Raw genomic sequence first — 15,229 nt, forward strand, 5'->3', positions numbered from 1 at the left:
CCGTCATCCGCCGCCGTCGAGGTCCGTCCGCTGCCGGAGCACCCGTAGCTCGTGGCCCACGAGCTGCATCTCGTACAGCTTCCCGCGGGCGTTCTCGAACGGGCGGTGAAGGACCATCATCAACCGGTCGTCGAAGGTGCGGAACAGCATGCCGTGACCGCTGTCGTCCCGGACCAACGGCCGCTGCTGCCGCCAGGGCCCGGTGATCTCGCCGGACTGGGAGACGGCGTAGGTCTGCACATAGCCGCCGCTGACGGTGCCGTCCATGCCGAGCGTGTTCTTCTCGTACGTCGACCACAGCATGAGCAGCGACCCGTCGGGGGTGCGGTGCAGCTGGGGGCCGTCGGTGATGTAGGGCGGGAGCTGGTTGGGGACGCCGGCGGGGATCTGCTCGCCGAGCCAGAACGCGTCCGAGCCCTTGAACAGGAAGACCGGGTCTCCGACGGTTCCCGACAGGTCCGGGGCCAGCCGGATTGCCTCCATGGTTCCGTCGATGGTCTGCAGCCACTCGTGTGCGTACACCATCCAGGGCTGTCCGGACGGGTCGACGTGGAGCGTGCCGTCGAGGGTCATGAGGTTCTCGGGCGGGGTGGGCCGTGCGGGGTCGACGGCGGTGAAGGGGCCCAGCAGCGAGTCGGACACGGCGATGATCGTGCCGCGCATGTAGTTGCGGAGCTGGAACGGGGTGCCCCACTGGTTGGCGGGTGGCACCGGGAGCGGCCTGTCCTCGTTGTGGAGGGTGGTGAACAGGTAGTACCTGCCGCCCAGTTCGTGGACCTCTGGGGCCCAACCGCCGTCGGTCGACCAGATTCCGCTCTGCTCGGCGGCGCGGAAGACCACCACGGGGCGCGTCCAGTCGCGCAGGTCGTGGCTGCGGTAGACCATCGTGCCGGTGCCGTCCACGCCTGATACGGACGACTCGTTGGAGGTGTAGAGGTAGTACGTGCGGGTTGCCCTGTCGGCGACGATGAACGGATCGTGCAGCGGCATGTCGGGAAGCTGCATCAGGTCGGTCTCAGCCACCGTCGAAGAATACGTTCAGGCGGATGCCTGCTTTCCGGCGCTCTCTCCGAACCGGTCGAGCAGCGCGTCCAGGCCGGCGGCCAGGCCCTCCGGTCCACCTGGCTCGGTGAGGGCGGGGGCAGCCTCGCGGAGCCCCGGCAGCTCCTGCGGCGGCATGCGGTGCAGACCGAGACGGAACGCCGGGTCCTGCTCGTCGGGGTTGTCCACCATGGGCCGCAGCTCCACGGACACATAGCCCAGCAGCCAGGCCGTGAAGGCCCGGAAAAGGGCCGCCGTACCGGCGTCGTCGAGCCCGGACTCCCGGAGCAGCGCGAGCACCCTTTCGTGGTCCTTGAGCACGGCGAGCGGGCGACGCGCGAGCGGGACGGCGAGCATGCGGGTGGTGAGCAGCGGAACTGCCTGGGGGTGGGCGAGGCAGACGTCGTAGGTGGCGCGGGCGATGCGGTGGAGCTCGGTGCGCCAGGCCGGCGCGGTGTCCGTCGAGCCCGCTTCGGGGCCGATGGTCAGGCGTTCCTCCAGCTCGAGATACAGGGCTTCGACCAGGCCGTCGAGGAGCGCGTCCTTGCTCTCTGCATACCGGTAGAGCGCCATCGCCTCCACTCCGAGCTCGGCACCCAGACGGCGCATGCTCAGCGCCGAGAGGCCTTCGCGGTCCACCAGTTCCAGGGCGGCGGCGAGCACGCGCTCCCGGTTGAGCCTGCCGTAACGCCCGCGGTCGCTGGCGCGTCGTGCCGGGCCGGGTTCCGAGCCATGCGCCATTGCGGGTCTCCTCGCCGTGCGACCAGGACCTTCATCGGGACCACCGTCTGTATACGGCGTAAACACCGATGCTACTCGCAAGCGGTCGGTGTGCCGGGGCTGGGACACGCCATGTCGTCACATGCCCGCGGTGAACTGATCGAGCAGGGCGTCCAGGCCTGCGTCCAGTGGCTCGGGCCCTCCGCGCTCGGCGAGGCCGGGCGCGATGGCGCGCAGCCGGGGGAGTTCCTGCGCGGGCATGAGATGCAGGCCGAGCCGGAACGCGGGTTCGGGCTCTTCGGGGTTGTCCACCATGGCCCGCAGCTCGACGAGGCTGCAGCCGAGGAGCCAGGCGGTGACCACCTGCAGCACCAGGGCGGCGGTGCGGTCGTCCAGGCCGGCCCGGTCGAACAGGGCGAGGAGACGCTCGTGGAAGCGCAGCACTGCCAGTGGGCGCCGGGCCATGGGGACGGCGAGCATGCGGGTGGCGAGCAGCGGTACGACCTGAGGGTGTGCCAGCGACACCCGGCGGCCCTCCTGGGCGATGCGGTGCAGCTCGTCGCGCCAAGGAACGGGCTCGCCGGTCTCCGTGCCTGCTGCGGACGCGGAGGTGTCCAGGTTCTCCTCGAGCTCCAGGTACAGGGCTTCGACGAGGCCGTCCAGCAGCGCCTCCTTGCCCGCCGCATAGCGGTACAGGGCCATGGCCTCGACCTCGAGTTCGGCACCGAGCCTGCGCATGCTCAGTGCGGACAGCCCGTCGCGGTCGACCACATCGAGAGCGGCGGCCAGCACGCGCTGCCGACTCAGGCGCCCGTAGCGCCCCCGGTCGCTGATGCGCCGCCCGCGGTCTGGGTCCGTCCGGCTGGTCATGCATCGCCTCCGAGCCTCGGTCCGCCGCCGGTACTCCGCACCGGTGGTCAAGATCTGAAACGCAGGACACTTACGATGTATACATACATCTTTGGCCTGTTTCGAGCATGCCGTCAAGGGCAGGACGGCTCGGGTTGACGTAGAACGCTCGAGAGGAGAGGATGTACGTATACGTCGTAAATATACGGCTCTGGTGATCATGAGTACTCTCATCGAGGACTACGCCCTCCTCAGCGACCTGGAGACCGCCGCCATGATCGGCCGGGACGGCTCCGTCGACTGGCTGTGTCTGCCTCGCTTCGACTCGCCGGCCTGTCTGGCGGCGCTGCTGGGCACCCAGAACAACGGATTCTGGCGGGTCGCGCCTGTCGGGCGCGGCCCGTGCACGCACCGGGCGTACTCCCCGGACTCTATGGTTCTGCAGTCGCGGTGGGAGACCGCGACGGGGACCGTTCGGGTCACGGACTTCATGCCGCCCCGTGTCGGGCTGCCCTGCCTCGTCCGTTTGGTCGAAGGGCTGTCAGGTGCCGTATCCATGCGCAGCGAGCTGCGGCTGCGCTTCCACCAGGGCCGGGTCGTGCCCTGGATCCGGGCCGTCGACCAGTGCGCGGTGGCGGTCGCCGGCCCGGACGCCGTCTGGCTCGGGGCCGATGGACCCGTGCGCGTGGCCGGGGACGAGGATGCCACGGTGTACGACTTCACCGTCCAGGCCGGACGGCGGCTGGCGCTGACCCTCGTGTGGTCGTCCTCGCACCTGCCCGAACTGCCCGCGCCGCTGTGCGTGCCCGCGGAGACGCTGCTCAAGGAGACCGGCGACTTCTGGCGCCGCTGGGCCGCCCAATGCCGTTACGACGGGCCGTGGCGGGACGCCGTGATGCGGTCCCTGATCACCCTCAAGGCCCTCACCTACGCCCCCACTGGCGGCATAGTCTCCGCCCCCACCACATCCCTGCCCGGATGCATCGGCGGCGAGCGCAACTGGGACTACCGCTACTGCTGGCTGCGCGACTCGACCCTCTCGCTGTCCTGTCTGCTGCGCGGCGGCTACCGCGAGGAGGCCACGGCGTGGCTGGACTGGCTGGTGCGGGCCATCGCCGGGGATCCGAGCGACCTGCAGACCGTGTACGGCGTGGGTGGTCAGCGCCTGCTGCCGGAGAGCGAGGCGCCGTGGCTGCCGGGGTACGAGGGGTCGCGGCCCGTGCGGTTCGGTAACTCGGCTGCCAATCAGTTCCAGTTGGATGTCTACGGTGAAGTGCTCGACACCTTCTGCCTGTCGCTGCGAGCCGGGATTCCGATGCCGGCTCATGTCTGGGATCTGGTCGAGGCGATGATGGGGTATCTGCAGCGGCACTGGCGGGAGCCGGACCAGGGGCTGTGGCAAATGCGTGGTCCGCGGCGGCAGTTCGTCCACTCCAAGGTCATGACGTGGGTTGCCGCCGACCGTGCCCTGTGGATGGGCAGACTGCTCGGGCGGAACGGGTCCTCCGGTGAGTGGCGGGCCATGCGGGACGAGGTGCACCGGCAGGTGTGCCGGGAGGGGTGGGACGCCGGGCAGGGGGCGTTCGTGCAGGCCTACGGTTCGCCGACCCTGGACGCCTCGGCGCTGTTGATGCCGCGGCTCGGCTTCCTGCCCGCCTCGGACGAGCGGGTGCGCAGTACCGTTCGGGCGATGCGGCGGCTGCGTCACGGGGGTTTCGTGCGACGGTACGCCCCGGATGGCGACGGCGTGCATCTCGTGGACGGCATCCACGGCTCCGAAGGCGCGTTCGTCTCCTGCTCCCTCTGGTACGCCGACGCCCTCGCCGCGACCGGCCACGTCGAGCAGGCCCGGGAGGTCTTCGAGCGTGTGCTTGCCGTTCGCAATGACGTCGGGCTGCTCTCGGAGCAGTGGGACCCGGACGCGGGCCGTCAACTGGGCAACGCGCCCAAGGCGTTCAGCCACATCGCCCTGGTGGAGACGGCGTTCGCCCTCAGTGCTTCGAGTGCGGGCGCCGCCCGGCACCGGCGAACCCGTGCGGGTTGAGCCGCTGGAAGCGCCACGCGTCCCGGCAGATGTCCGCGAGATCTCGCGTGGGGTGCCAGCCCCAGGCACTCGTCACGGCGCTCGCGTCGGCGACGAGTGCGGCGACGTCGCCGGGCCGCCGGGGCTTGATGTCGTACGGCACCGGCCTGCCGCACGCTGCGGAGAAGGCGGCGACGACGTCCAGGACCGAACTGCCCTGTCCCAGGCCGAGGTTGAAGACTCGCATACCCGGCCCGTCAGCCAGGTGGTCGAGGGCGACGCGGTGGGCCTCGACGGTGTCCATGACGTGGATGTAGTCGCGGATCGCGGTGCCGTCGGGGGTCGGATAGTCCCCGCCGAAGATCTGCAGCCGCTCCCTGCGGCCGACGGCCACCTGTGCCACGTACGGCATGAGCTTGTCGGGGACGCTCTGCGGGTCCTCGCCGAGCAGCCCGCTGGGGTGCGCACCGGCAGGGTTGAAGTGCCGCAGGCACAGCACCGAGTACTCCGGGCGGTGGCGGCAGATGTCGGCGAGGATCTGCTCGCAGATCCATTTCGAGGCCGCGTGGGGGGTGGCCGGCCGGACTGGGGTGGTCTCGTTGAGCAGGCCGGAGCCGGCATCGCCATAGACCGAGCACGAGGAGGAGAACACCAGCAAGTGGACCCCGTGTTCGTGCATGGCCTGCAGCAGCGCGGTGGTGCCACCCACGTTGGTGTCGTAGCACTCGACGGGCGACTCGACCGACTGGCGCACGGATTTGCGGGCGGCGAAGTGCATGACAGCGTCCACGGAATGCCGGTCGAAGACGGCCGAAAGGGCGCGCCGGTCCCGGATGTCCAACTCGTATACGGCACCGACGAACCGGCCCGCGATCCGCTCCACCCGTGCGAACACCTCAGGTCTGCTGTTCGCATAGTCGTCGACCACGATCACCTCGTAACCGTGGTCGAGGAGCTCGACACAGGCATGGCTGCCGATGAAGCCCGCGCCGCCGGTGACGAGGACGGTGGACGGGGCCCACGGGGGCTCCGCCCCCGGGCGCGCATGCGCTGGCCGCTCCTTGTCCACGATGCCTCACCGGACCCTGAGACCGGACCCTGAGCTGGGTGACGCCGTATGTTTACGACGTATATCCACGACTGTGCGCCCGTTGCCGCCCGGAGTCAAGCGGACGGGCTCAGCCGGACACCGTCAGGGCCTGACCAGCAGCTGGAAGTCGAACGCATAACGCGACGCCCGGTAGATGTGCGTCCCGTACTCCACCGGCCGCCCGGTGTCGTCATACGCCGTGCGCTGCATGGTCAGCAGGGCCGCGCCCTCCTCCTCGTCGAGGCGGGCGGCCTCCTCGGCGGTGGCGGAGCGGGCGCCGATGGTCTGGCGGGCGCTGTGCAGAGTGATGCCCGCGGTGCGCATCATCCGGTACAGGCCGGTCGACTCCAGGCGGGCGGAGTCGAGCTCCAGCAAGGTCGCGGGGAGGTAGTTGCACAGCAGGGCGACCGGCTGGCCGTGGGTGAGGCGCAGCCGCTCCAGGACGATCACCTCGCTGCCCTCCGCGATACCGAGCGCGGCCGCCACGTCCGGGGACGCCGGCTCGCGCTCGTTGCGCACCACCTGCGTGGTGGGGCCCTGCCCGGCCGACTCCAGGTCGTCGTAGAGGCTGCTGAGCTCCAGCGGGCGCTTGACCTGGCTGTGCACCACCTGCGTGCCGACCCCTCGGCGACGCACCAGCAGCCCCTTGTCGACCAGGGACTGGATGGCCTGGCGGACGGTGGGTCTGGACAGGCCCAGGCGCGTCGAGAGGTCGATCTCGTTGCCCAGGAGGTTGCCCGGGGCGAGGGCCCCGTGCTCGATCGCCGCCTCCAGCTGCTGGGCCAGCTGGTAGTACAGCGGCACCGGACTGCCCCGGTCCAGGGCGAAGTCCAGCGAGTCGACAGCGGCCGTCGCGGCACGTGCGGTTCCGCCGGTCTTCGCCATGGGCGTACCTCCCTCTGATGGCTGACGTGATGTCAGGAGTGGCTGGGGAAACCGAGGTTGATGCCAGCGTCGGCCGGGTCCGGCCAGCGCGTGGTGATCACCTTCCCCTGCGTGTAGAAGGCGATGCCGTCGTTGCCGTAGATGTGCAGGTCGCCGAAGAGGGAGTCCTTCCAGCCTCCGAAGGAGTGGTAGCCGACTGGAACCGGGATCGGCACGTTCACGCCGACCATGCCCGCCTTGACCTCCATCTGGAAGCGGCGGGCGGCGCCGCCGTCCCGCGTGAAGATCGCGGTGCCGTTGCCCCAGCGGGAGTCGTTGATCAGCTTGATGGCCTCGTCGTACGACTCCGCACGGACCACCGCAAGGACCGGGCCGAAGATCTCGTCCCGGTACGCGTCCGCCGTCAGCGGCACCCTGTCCAGCAGCGATACGCCGAGGAAGAAGCCGTCCTCGTGGCCCTCGACCGTGTAGCCGGTGCCGTCGACGACGACCTCCGCTCCCTGCTCGGCGGCCGACGACACGTAGGACGCCACCTTGTCGCGGTGCTCGCGCGTGATCAGCGGGCCCATCTCGGAGGACGGGTCGTCGCCGGGACCGATCTTCAGGTCCTTCGCACGCTCGGCGATCTTTGCGACCAGCTCGTCACCGGTGTCGCCGACCGCGACCACGACCGACACGGCCATGCAGCGCTCGCCCGCCGAACCGTACGCCGCGTTGATCGCCTGGTCGGCGGCGAAGTCCAGGTCGGCGTCGGGCAGGACCAGCATGTGGTTCTTCGCACCGCCCAGGGCCTGCACGCGCTTGCCGTGCTCGACCGCCTTGAGCTGGATGTACTTGGCGATCGGCGTCGAGCCGACGAAGGAGACGGCCTCGACGTCAGGGTGCTCGAGGAGGCGGTCCACGGCCACCTTGTCGCCCTGCACGATGTTCAGCACGCCGTCGGGCAGGCCCGCCTCGGTGGCCAGTTCGGCCAGGCGGAAGGAGGCCGAGGGGTCCTTCTCGCTCGGCTTGAGCACGAAGGTGTTGCCGCACGCGATGGCGAGGGGGAACATCCACATCGGCACCATGGCCGGGAAGTTGAACGGCGTGATGCCCGCGACCACGCCCAGCGGCTGCCGGATCGAGGCGACGTCCACACGAGTGGAGACCTGCGTCGACAGCTCGCCCTTCAACTGCACGCTGATCCCGCAGGCCAGCTCCACGATCTCCATGCCGCGCGCGACCTCACCGAGTGCGTCGGAGTGCACCTTGCCGTGCTCGGCAGTGATCAGCTCGGCGATCTCGTCGCGGTGGGCGTCAAGGAGCTCGCGGTACTTGAAGAGAATCGCGGTGCGCTTGGCGATCGAGGAGGTGCCCCAGGTCTCGAAGGCGGCCTTCGCGGAGGCGACGGCGGCGTCCACCTCGTCGACGGTCGCGAATCCGACCTGCTTCTCCTGCGCGCCGGTCGCCGGGTTGAACACGGCGCCGTGGCGGCCGGAGGCGGACTCGACGGGCTTGCCGTCGATCCAGTGGGTGATGGTCTTCATGGTGCGGGGGCCTTTCACAAAGGGGTCGTGCGGGGGGAGGTCAGAGGTGGCGGCGCTGCCCGGCGACCTGCCGGTCGTACTCCTCACGGGCCTGTACGGCGGCCTCGCGGGAGGCGGTCTCGGCGACCGGCACGTCCCACCAGGCCTCGGCCGGGGGAGCGGTCGGGGTGGCGGTGTCGGTCTCGACGTAGACGCAGGTCGGGCGGTCGGAGGCGCGGGCCGCGGCGAGCGCCTCGCGTAGTTCGCGGACCGTCTTGGCGCGCAGCACGTCCATGCCGAGGCTGCCGGCGTTGGCGGCCAGGTCGACGGGGAGCGGGGCGCCGGTGAAGGTGCCGTCGGCACTCCGGTAGCGGTACGCCGTGCCGAAGCGCTCGCCGCCGACCGACTCGGAGAGGCCGCCGATGGAGGCATAGCCGTGGTTCTGGATGAGGACGAGGTTGACGGGCAGGCCCTCCTGGACGGCGGTGACGATCTCGGTCGGCATCATCAGGTAGGTGCCGTCGCCGACCAGGGACCAGACCGGGGTGTCGGGGGCGGCCTGCTGGACGCCGATGCCGGCCGGGATCTCGTAGCCCATGCAGGAGTAGCCGTACTCCAGGTGGTACTGGCGGGGGCTGCGGGCCCGCCAGAGCTTGTGCAGGTCGCCGGGGAGCGAGCCGGCCGCGTTGATCACCACGTCGTCGTCGCCGACCACCGCGTCCAGGGCGCCGAGCACCTGGGTCTGGGTGGGTACGGCGCTGTCGTCGGCGGCGGTGAAAGCGGCGTCAACCACCTGCTCCCAGCGTTCCTTGCCGGCGCGGTACTCGTCCTCGTAAGCCGAGTTCACGCGGTGACCGGCGAGGGCCTCCGTCAACGCTGTGAGCCCTGCGCGCGCATCGCAGACGACGGTCCGCGCCGCCAGCTTGTGCGCGTCGAACGCGGCGATGTTGAGGTTGACGAACCGGACCTCCGGCCGCTGGAAGAGCGTGTTGGAGGCGGTGGTGAAGTCCGTGTAGCGGGTCCCGACGCCGATCACCAGGTCGGCCGTACGCGCGACGTCGTCGCAGACCGCCGTGCCGGTGTGGCCGATGCCGCCGAGGTCGGCGGGGTGGTCGTGGCGCAGCGAACCCTTGCCCGCCTGGGTCGAGGCGACCGGGATGCCGGTGGCGTCCACCAGCGCCTTGAGCGCCTCCTCGGCGCGGCTGTGGTGGATGCCGCCGCCCGCGACGATCAGCGGACGCTCGGCGGCCCGGATCGCCGCCACCGCCTCCGCCAGCTCGTACGGGTCGGGCGCGGGCCGCCGTACGTGCCACACGCGGTCGGCGAAGAACTCCTCCGGCCAGTCGTACGCCTCGGCCTGCACGTCCTGGGGGAGGGCCAGGGTGACCGCACCGGTCTCGGCCGGGTCGGCGAGGACCCGCATGGCGTTCAGCGCGGAAGGGATCAGGGCCTCGGGGCGGGTGATGCGGTCGAAGTACCGCGACACCGGGCGCAGGGTGTCGTTGACCGACACGTCCGCCTCGGTCGGGTGCTCCAGCTGCTGCAGCAGCGGGTCGGCGACCCGGGTGGCGAAGTAGTCGCCGGGCAGCAGCAGGACCGGCAGGCGGTTGATGGTGGCGAGCGCGGCGCCGGTGACCAGGTTGGTGGCGCCGGGGCCGATGGACGTCGTGACGGCCTGCGCGGAGAGGCGGTCGAGCTGGCGGGCGTAGCCGACGGCCGCGTGCACCATGGCCTGCTCGTTGCGGCCCTGGTGGTACGGCATGGCGTCCTCGCCCGCCTCCAGGAGGGCCTGGCCGATCCCGGCAACGTTGCCATGGCCGAAGATGCCCCAGGTACCGGCGATCAGCCGGTGGCGCACGCCGTCGCGCTCGGTGTACTGGACGGACAGGAAACGCACCAGGGCCTGGGCGACGGTCAGGCGGCGGGTGGTGGTGCTCATCAGGACTTCTCCGGTGCCGTGTAGAGGGGAAGGCGGGGGTCGACGGGCTGCTCGGGCCAGGTTTCGCGGACCCAGGCGTGATCGGGGTGGTCGCAGATCAGCCAGGCGCGCTCGGGCTCCGGGCCCGCCATCACGTTGAGGTAGTACATGTGGTGGCCGGGCACGGCCATGGAGGGCCCGTGCCAGCCGTCGGGGATCAGTACGACGTCACCGCTGCGCACCTCGGCCAGCACGTCGGTGTTGCGGCCCTGCCCGGAGGGGGAGACCCGCTGGTAGCCGAGGCCGGGGATGCCGTCGTGGGCGGCGAACTCGAAGTAGTAGACCTCCTCGAGGACGGACTCCTCGCCCGGCCGGTGCTCGTCGTGCTTGTGCGGCGGGAACGACGACCAGTTGCCGCCGGGGGTGATCACCTCGACTGCGATGAGTCTGTCGCAATCAAAGACCCCGGCCGCCCCGAAGTTGTTGACCTGGCGGGAGGAGTTCCCGGTGCCGCGCAGCTCCACCGGCACCGACGAGGCGGGTCCGTAGCGGGCGGGCAGCCGCCGGGTGCAGCGCGCGCCGGTGAGCGCGAACCGTCCGCCGCCGGCGGACGTGACCGTCGTACGGGCGTCCCTCGGCACGTACGCGAAGTCGCTGACGGAGCTGAACACGCTGTCGCGGCCGGTGAGTTCGAAGGTGTCGTGGCCGAAGTCGTCGGCGGCCGCGACCGTGCAGCCGCCGCTGAGCGGCAGCACGATCCACTCGCTGTCGCCGGTGTCGAAGGTGTGCGCGCCGCCCGGGGGGAGCTCCAGCACACGCAGGCTGGAGTAGCCCCAGCCGGCCTTCTCCGGGGTGACGTCCACGACGTAGGGGCCGCCGAGGGCCTTGCCGGCGGGCAGGTGGTATGTCATATGGCACTCCGGTGGTATGTCATACAGCACTCCTCCGACTCACAGCAGTCCCACGGCCGTGTCGACCGCCGTCTCCACACTGCCCTCCGCCGGGTACAGCAGCGACCGCCCGACGACCATGCCCTGCACGGTCGGCAGCCGGAGGGCCTTGCGCCAGCGCTCGTACGCGCCCTCCTGGTCCTCGCCCACCTCGCCGCCGAGCAGCACGGTCGGCAGCGTGGAGGTCTCCAGGACCTCGCCCATGTCGTCCGGGTCGTCGGTGACGGGCAGCTTCAGCCAGGTGTAGGCGGAGGTGCCGCCCAGGCCCGCGGCGATCGCGATGGACTTCGTGACGGCCTCGGCGGACAGGTCGTTGCTGACCCTGCCGTCGATCCGGCGGGAGAGGAACGGCTCGACGAACAGCGGCAGCCGGTGTGCCGCCATGTCGTCGATGGCGCGGGCCGTGGACTCCAGCGTGGTCAGCGAGCCCGGGTCGTCGTAGTCGATGCGGAGCAGCAGCTTGCCCGCGTCGAAGCGGAGCCGGGCGATGTCCTCGGCGCGGTGGCCGGTGAAGCGGTCGTCCATCTCGAAGACGGCGCCCGCCAGGCCCCCGCGGTTCATCGAACCCATGACGACCTTGTTCTCCAGCACCCCGAGCAGGAGGAGGTCCTCCAGGATGTCGGCGGTGGCCAGCACCCCGTCCACGCCCGGCCGCGACAGCGCGATGCACAGGCGCTCCAGGAGCTCGGCGCGGCCGGCCATGGCGAGCCGCCGGTCGCCGACGCCGAGGGCGCCGCGGGCCGGGTGGTCGGCGGCGACGATCATCAGGCGGCCGCTGTCGCCGATGAGCGGGCGGCGCGCGCGCCGGGCGGCAGCCTCGGCGACGGCCTCGGGATGCCGGGCCCTGACCGAGACGAGGTCGGGGATGCTGAGGGACAAGGGGAAGCTCCGTTTCAGGGGGTGGCTCGCGCGAGGAGGTCCTCGACCTCGGCCTCGGTGGGCATCGCGGAGGAACAGGCGAGACGGGAGGCGACGAGGGCGCCGGCCGCGTTGGCGTACCGCATGATTTCGGCCAACTCCCAGCCGGCCAGCAGGCCGTGCACGAGCGAGCCGCCGAAGGCGTCGCCCGCGCCGAGACCGTTGGCCACCTCGACGGGCACCGGCGGTACCTCGGCGCTGGTGCCGTCGCGGTGCACCGCGAGGACGCCCTTGGGGCCCTGCTTGACGACCGCCAGTTCCACACCGGCTGCCAGCAGCGCCTCGGCACAGGCCCGCGGCTCGCGCACGCCGGTGGCGACCTCGCACTCGTCGAGGTTGCCGACCGCGACCGTGACGTGCCGCAGTGCCTCCGCGTAGTACGGGCGAGCCTCGTCCGGATCGCGCCAGAACATGGGCCGCCAGTCGAGGTCGAAGACCGTCGTACCCGCCTTGTCGCGTGCCTTGAGGGCGGCGAGCGTGGCGGAGCGGCTCGGCTCCTCGCTCAGGCCGGTGCCGGTGATCCAGAGGACCCGGCTCGACCGGATGGCGAAGTAGTCCAGCTCCTCGGAATGTATCTCCAGGTCAGGAGCCTTAGGCTGCCGGTAGAAGTACAGAGGGAAGTCATCCGGAGGGAAGATCTCGCAGAAGGTCACCGGTGTCGGGTACGCGGCGACGGGCGCAACCCAGCGGTCGTCGACGCCGAACTCCTTCAGCGCCTCGTGCAGATAGGTGCCGAAGGGGTCGTCCCCGGTGCGGGTGATCACCGCGGTGTTCCGGCCGAGCCGGGCGGCGGCGACCGCCACGTTGGCGGCCGAACCGCCGAGGAACTTGCCGAAGGTCTCGACCTGCGCCAGGGGCACCCCCGACTGCAGAGGGTAGAGATCGACTCCGATACGGCCCATAGTGATCAAGTCGAAGGACTGGTCTGACTCGGCCATGCGCGACGCTCCTCGAGCTGGTCTGGGGATGCGGGTCCCAGAGGGCCTGCCGCCTCCCAGGTGTAGGCCTCGAAGGGCGACGCTGTCAATAGTTTGTACTTACATTCGGACTAGCTCGTGAAATGATGTCTTAACAAAGTATTGACAGCAGGCGCGGCCAGGAGTTTGATCCCGTCCCAGGCCGACCGCCGCGTTTGCGGCAGACGACCCGGGCATGCCAAGATCCCGGGCCGCTGGATCATCGTGATCCCCCTCTCCCTTTCCCCCGCAACGCACAGTGAGGTGCCAGGAAAGATGGACCGCTCTTCTCACCCCCGCTCCCGCAGAATCGCCCCCGTTGTCGCGGTGGCCGCGGCGGCTGCCCTCACCCTCGCCGGCTGCTCCAGCAGCTCCGGGGGCAAGAAGTCCGAGGAGGGTGGCGCCAACGCATCGGCCGGCAAGGCCACCACGCCCCGGATGACGGTCGCACTGGTCACGCACCAGTCGCCCGGCGACACCTTCTGGGACATCGTCCGCAAGGGCGCCGAGGCCGCCGCGGCCAAGGACAACATCAAGCTCATCTACTCGCACGACCCGAACGCGGGCAACCAGTCCAACCTGGTGCAGAACGCGATCGACCAGAAGGTCGACGGCATCGCCATCACCCTGGCCAAGCCGGACGCCCTCAAGACCGTCGTCGGCAAGGCGAAGTCGGCCAACATACCCGTGGTGGGCCTCAACTCCGGTCTCAGCGACTGGAAGAAGCTCGGCCTGATGGAGTTCTTCGGCCAGGACGAGTCCGTGTCCGGCGAGGCGTTCGGCAAGAAGCTCAACGACCTCGGCGCCAAGCACACCGTCTGTGTCATCCAGGAGCAGGGCAACGTCGGCCTGACCCAGCGCTGCGACGGCGTGAAGAAGACCTTCTCCGGCAAGACCGACGTCCTCTACGTCAACGGCACGGACATGCCGTCCGTGAAGTCGACGATCACCGCCAAGCTCAAGCAGGACTCCTCCATCGACTACGTCACCGCCCTCGGCGCCCCGTACGCGCTGACCGCGGTGCAGTCGGTCTCGGACGCCGGCAGCAAGGCGAAGGTCGCCACCTTCGACCTCAACAAGGACCTGACGACCGCCATCAGCAAGGGCACGATCCAGTTCGCGGTGGACCAGCAGCCCTACCTCCAGGGCTACCTGGCGATCGACTCGCTGTGGCTGTACAAGAACAACGGCAACTACATGGGCGGCGGCGAGCAGCCGGTGCTGACCGGTCCGGCCTTCGTCGACAAGTCCAATGTCGAGGCGGTCTCCAAGTATGCCGCCAACGGAACGCGGTGATGAGCATGACCCAGCACGCCGAGCCGGCGGTGACCTCACCGCCGGCCCCCGGCCCCAAGGAGACCGACGGGCGCACCGCCGAACGGCCTCTTGTCGTACGGCTGTTGGCCCGCCCCGAGGTGGGTGTGTTCCTGGGTGCCGTGGCGGTGTACGTGTTCTTCCTGGTCTCGGCGCCGCCGGTGCGCGACGCCAGCTCGATGGCGAACATCCTCTACCAGTCCTCCACGCTCGGGATCGTGACGATCCCGGTGGCGCTGCTGATGATCGGCGGGGAGTTCGATCTGTCGGCCGGTGTCGGGGTGATCACCTCGGCGCTGACCGCGGCCATGATCAGCTACCAGCTCACTATGAACGTGTGGGTCGGTGTGATCGCCGCGCTGGTGGTGTCGCTGGCGATCGGCTTCTTCAACGGCTGGATGGTCGTCAAGACCGGACTGCCCAGCTTCCTGGTCACCCTGGGCACCTTCCTGATCCTGCAGGGCGTCAACCTCGCGGTGACCAAGCTGGTCACCGGCAACGTCGCCACCGACGACATCAGCAACATGGACGGCTTCGAGCAGGCCAAGAAGGTCTTCGCCTCCAGCTTCGACATCGGCGGCGTGCAGGTGAAGATCACCGTGTTCTGGTGGCTGCTGTTCGCGGCGATCGCCACCTGGGTGCTGCTGCGCACCAAGTACGGCAACTGGACCTTCGCGGTCGGCGGCAACAAGGACTCCGCCCGCGCGGTTGGTGTGCCGGTGGCGTTCACGAAGATCTCCCTGTTCATGCTGGTCGGCTTCGGTGCCTGGTTCGTGGGCATGCACCAGCTGTTCTCCTTCAACACGGTGCAGTCCGGTGAGGGCGTGGGCATCGAGCTGATCTACATCTCCGGCGCGGTGATCGGCGGCTGCCTGCTGACCGGCGGCTACGGATCGGCGATCGGCCCGGTCTTCGGCGCGTTCATGTTCGGCATGGTGCAGCAGGGCATCGTCTACGCCGGCTGGAACCCCGACTGGTTCAAGGCCTTCCTCGGCGTCATGCTGCTCGGCGCCGTCCTGATCAATCTGTGGGTCCAGCGCACCATGACCCGGAGGTGAAT

General features: G+C 70.0%; 13 protein-coding genes. 3 read left to right on the forward strand and 10 right to left on the reverse strand.

Features of this window, described 5'->3' with window-relative positions; genetic code table 11:
* Positions 1 to 3 precede the first annotated feature (3 nt).
* The 3 genes from EDD92_RS40820 to EDD92_RS40830 all read right to left on the reverse strand — a co-directional run bounded on the left by EDD92_RS40820 (position 4) and on the right by EDD92_RS40830 (position 2,631).
* Positions 4 to 1,005, reverse strand: coding sequence for a glycoside hydrolase family 43 protein (locus EDD92_RS40820; protein WP_123970771.1), 1,002 nt, complete (start codon positions 1,003 to 1,005; stop codon positions 4 to 6).
* 33 nt (positions 1,006 to 1,038) lie between these two features.
* Positions 1,039 to 1,782, reverse strand: coding sequence for a TetR/AcrR family transcriptional regulator (locus EDD92_RS40825; RefSeq protein WP_123968939.1), 744 nt, complete (start codon positions 1,780 to 1,782; stop codon positions 1,039 to 1,041).
* Positions 1,783 to 1,899: 117 nt separating this feature from the next.
* A complete protein-coding gene (locus EDD92_RS40830; RefSeq protein ID WP_123968940.1) occupies positions 1,900 to 2,631 on the reverse strand; it encodes a TetR/AcrR family transcriptional regulator in 732 nt (243 codons plus the stop codon).
* A gap of 199 nt (positions 2,632 to 2,830) precedes the next feature.
* Between EDD92_RS40830 and EDD92_RS40835 the strand changes: the two genes are divergently transcribed.
* On the forward strand, positions 2,831 to 4,654 hold the full coding sequence (locus EDD92_RS40835) for a glycoside hydrolase family 15 protein (protein WP_123968941.1): 1,824 nt from the start codon (positions 2,831 to 2,833) through the stop codon (positions 4,652 to 4,654).
* Here the strand turns inward: EDD92_RS40835 and galE are convergent.
* The 7 genes from galE to iolC all read right to left on the reverse strand — a co-directional run bounded on the left by galE (position 4,602) and on the right by iolC (position 12,837).
* Entirely contained in the window at positions 4,602 to 5,702 is a 1,101-nt protein-coding gene (galE, locus tag EDD92_RS40840) for a UDP-glucose 4-epimerase GalE (RefSeq protein WP_123968942.1), read from the reverse strand. The genes EDD92_RS40835 and galE overlap by 53 nt on opposite strands.
* A 123-nt stretch (positions 5,703 to 5,825) precedes the next feature.
* Positions 5,826 to 6,608 (reverse strand): GntR family transcriptional regulator, encoded by a 783-nt coding sequence (locus EDD92_RS40845; RefSeq protein ID WP_123968943.1) that lies wholly within the window; start codon positions 6,606 to 6,608, stop codon positions 5,826 to 5,828.
* Between the two features lie 32 nt (positions 6,609 to 6,640).
* Complete coding sequence (locus tag EDD92_RS40850) at positions 6,641 to 8,134, reverse strand: CoA-acylating methylmalonate-semialdehyde dehydrogenase (RefSeq protein ID WP_123968944.1); 1,494 nt, start codon at positions 8,132 to 8,134, stop codon at positions 6,641 to 6,643.
* Positions 8,135 to 8,174: 40 nt separating this feature from the next.
* The gene (gene iolD, locus EDD92_RS40855; protein ID WP_123968945.1) at positions 8,175 to 10,052 is read right to left on the reverse strand and encodes a 3D-(3,5/4)-trihydroxycyclohexane-1,2-dione acylhydrolase (decyclizing); all 1,878 of its coding nucleotides are present in this window, start codon (positions 10,050 to 10,052) and stop codon (positions 8,175 to 8,177) included.
* On the reverse strand, positions 10,052 to 10,942 hold the full coding sequence (gene iolB, locus EDD92_RS40860) for a 5-deoxy-glucuronate isomerase (RefSeq protein ID WP_123968946.1): 891 nt from the start codon (positions 10,940 to 10,942) through the stop codon (positions 10,052 to 10,054). Before iolB ends, iolD begins: the two co-directional genes overlap by 1 nt.
* A 39-nt stretch (positions 10,943 to 10,981) precedes the next feature.
* Positions 10,982 to 11,860: a deoxyribose-phosphate aldolase gene (locus EDD92_RS40865; protein ID WP_123968947.1), complete on the reverse strand. Its 879-nt coding sequence runs from the start codon at positions 11,858 to 11,860 to the stop codon at positions 10,982 to 10,984.
* Between the two features lie 14 nt (positions 11,861 to 11,874).
* Positions 11,875 to 12,837, reverse strand: coding sequence for a 5-dehydro-2-deoxygluconokinase (iolC, locus tag EDD92_RS40870; protein WP_123968948.1), 963 nt, complete (start codon positions 12,835 to 12,837; stop codon positions 11,875 to 11,877).
* A gap of 294 nt (positions 12,838 to 13,131) precedes the next feature.
* Here iolC and EDD92_RS40875 point away from each other — a divergent pair, with 294 nt between their 5' ends.
* Positions 13,132 to 14,151, forward strand: coding sequence for a sugar ABC transporter substrate-binding protein (locus EDD92_RS40875; RefSeq protein ID WP_123968949.1), 1,020 nt, complete (start codon positions 13,132 to 13,134; stop codon positions 14,149 to 14,151).
* Positions 14,151 to 15,227 (forward strand): ABC transporter permease, encoded by a 1,077-nt coding sequence (locus tag EDD92_RS40880; RefSeq protein ID WP_123968950.1) that lies wholly within the window; start codon positions 14,151 to 14,153, stop codon positions 15,225 to 15,227. Before EDD92_RS40875 ends, EDD92_RS40880 begins: the two co-directional genes overlap by 1 nt.
* Positions 15,228 to 15,229 lie beyond the last annotated feature (2 nt).

Origin of the sequence: Streptomyces sp. TLI_185 (assembly GCF_003814765.1) — a bacterium.
In the GTDB taxonomy this organism is placed as follows: Bacteria; Actinomycetota; Actinomycetes; order Streptomycetales; family Streptomycetaceae; genus Streptomyces.

Bases quoted from the DNA above. Each gene is read 5' to 3' on its own strand.
- EDD92_RS40820 (WP_123970771.1), bottom strand. From the start codon at position 1,005: ATGCAGCTTCCCGACATGCCGCTGCACGATCCGTTCATCGTCGCCGAC.
- EDD92_RS40825 (WP_123968939.1), bottom strand. From the start codon at position 1,782: ATGGCGCATGGCTCGGAACCCGGCCCGGCACGACGCGCCAGCGACCGC.
- EDD92_RS40830 (WP_123968940.1), bottom strand. From the start codon at position 2,631: ATGACCAGCCGGACGGACCCAGACCGCGGGCGGCGCATCAGCGACCGG.
- EDD92_RS40835 (WP_123968941.1), top strand. From the start codon at position 2,831: ATGAGTACTCTCATCGAGGACTACGCCCTCCTCAGCGACCTGGAGACC.
- EDD92_RS40845 (WP_123968943.1), bottom strand. From the start codon at position 6,608: ATGGCGAAGACCGGCGGAACCGCACGTGCCGCGACGGCCGCTGTCGAC.
- EDD92_RS40850 (WP_123968944.1), bottom strand. From the start codon at position 8,134: ATGAAGACCATCACCCACTGGATCGACGGCAAGCCCGTCGAGTCCGCC.
- iolD (WP_123968945.1), bottom strand. From the start codon at position 10,052: ATGAGCACCACCACCCGCCGCCTGACCGTCGCCCAGGCCCTGGTGCGT.
- iolB (WP_123968946.1), bottom strand. From the start codon at position 10,942: ATGACATACCACCTGCCCGCCGGCAAGGCCCTCGGCGGCCCCTACGTC.
- iolC (WP_123968948.1), bottom strand. From the start codon at position 12,837: ATGGCCGAGTCAGACCAGTCCTTCGACTTGATCACTATGGGCCGTATC.
- EDD92_RS40875 (WP_123968949.1), top strand. From the start codon at position 13,132: ATGGACCGCTCTTCTCACCCCCGCTCCCGCAGAATCGCCCCCGTTGTC.
- EDD92_RS40880 (WP_123968950.1), top strand. From the start codon at position 14,151: ATGAGCATGACCCAGCACGCCGAGCCGGCGGTGACCTCACCGCCGGCC.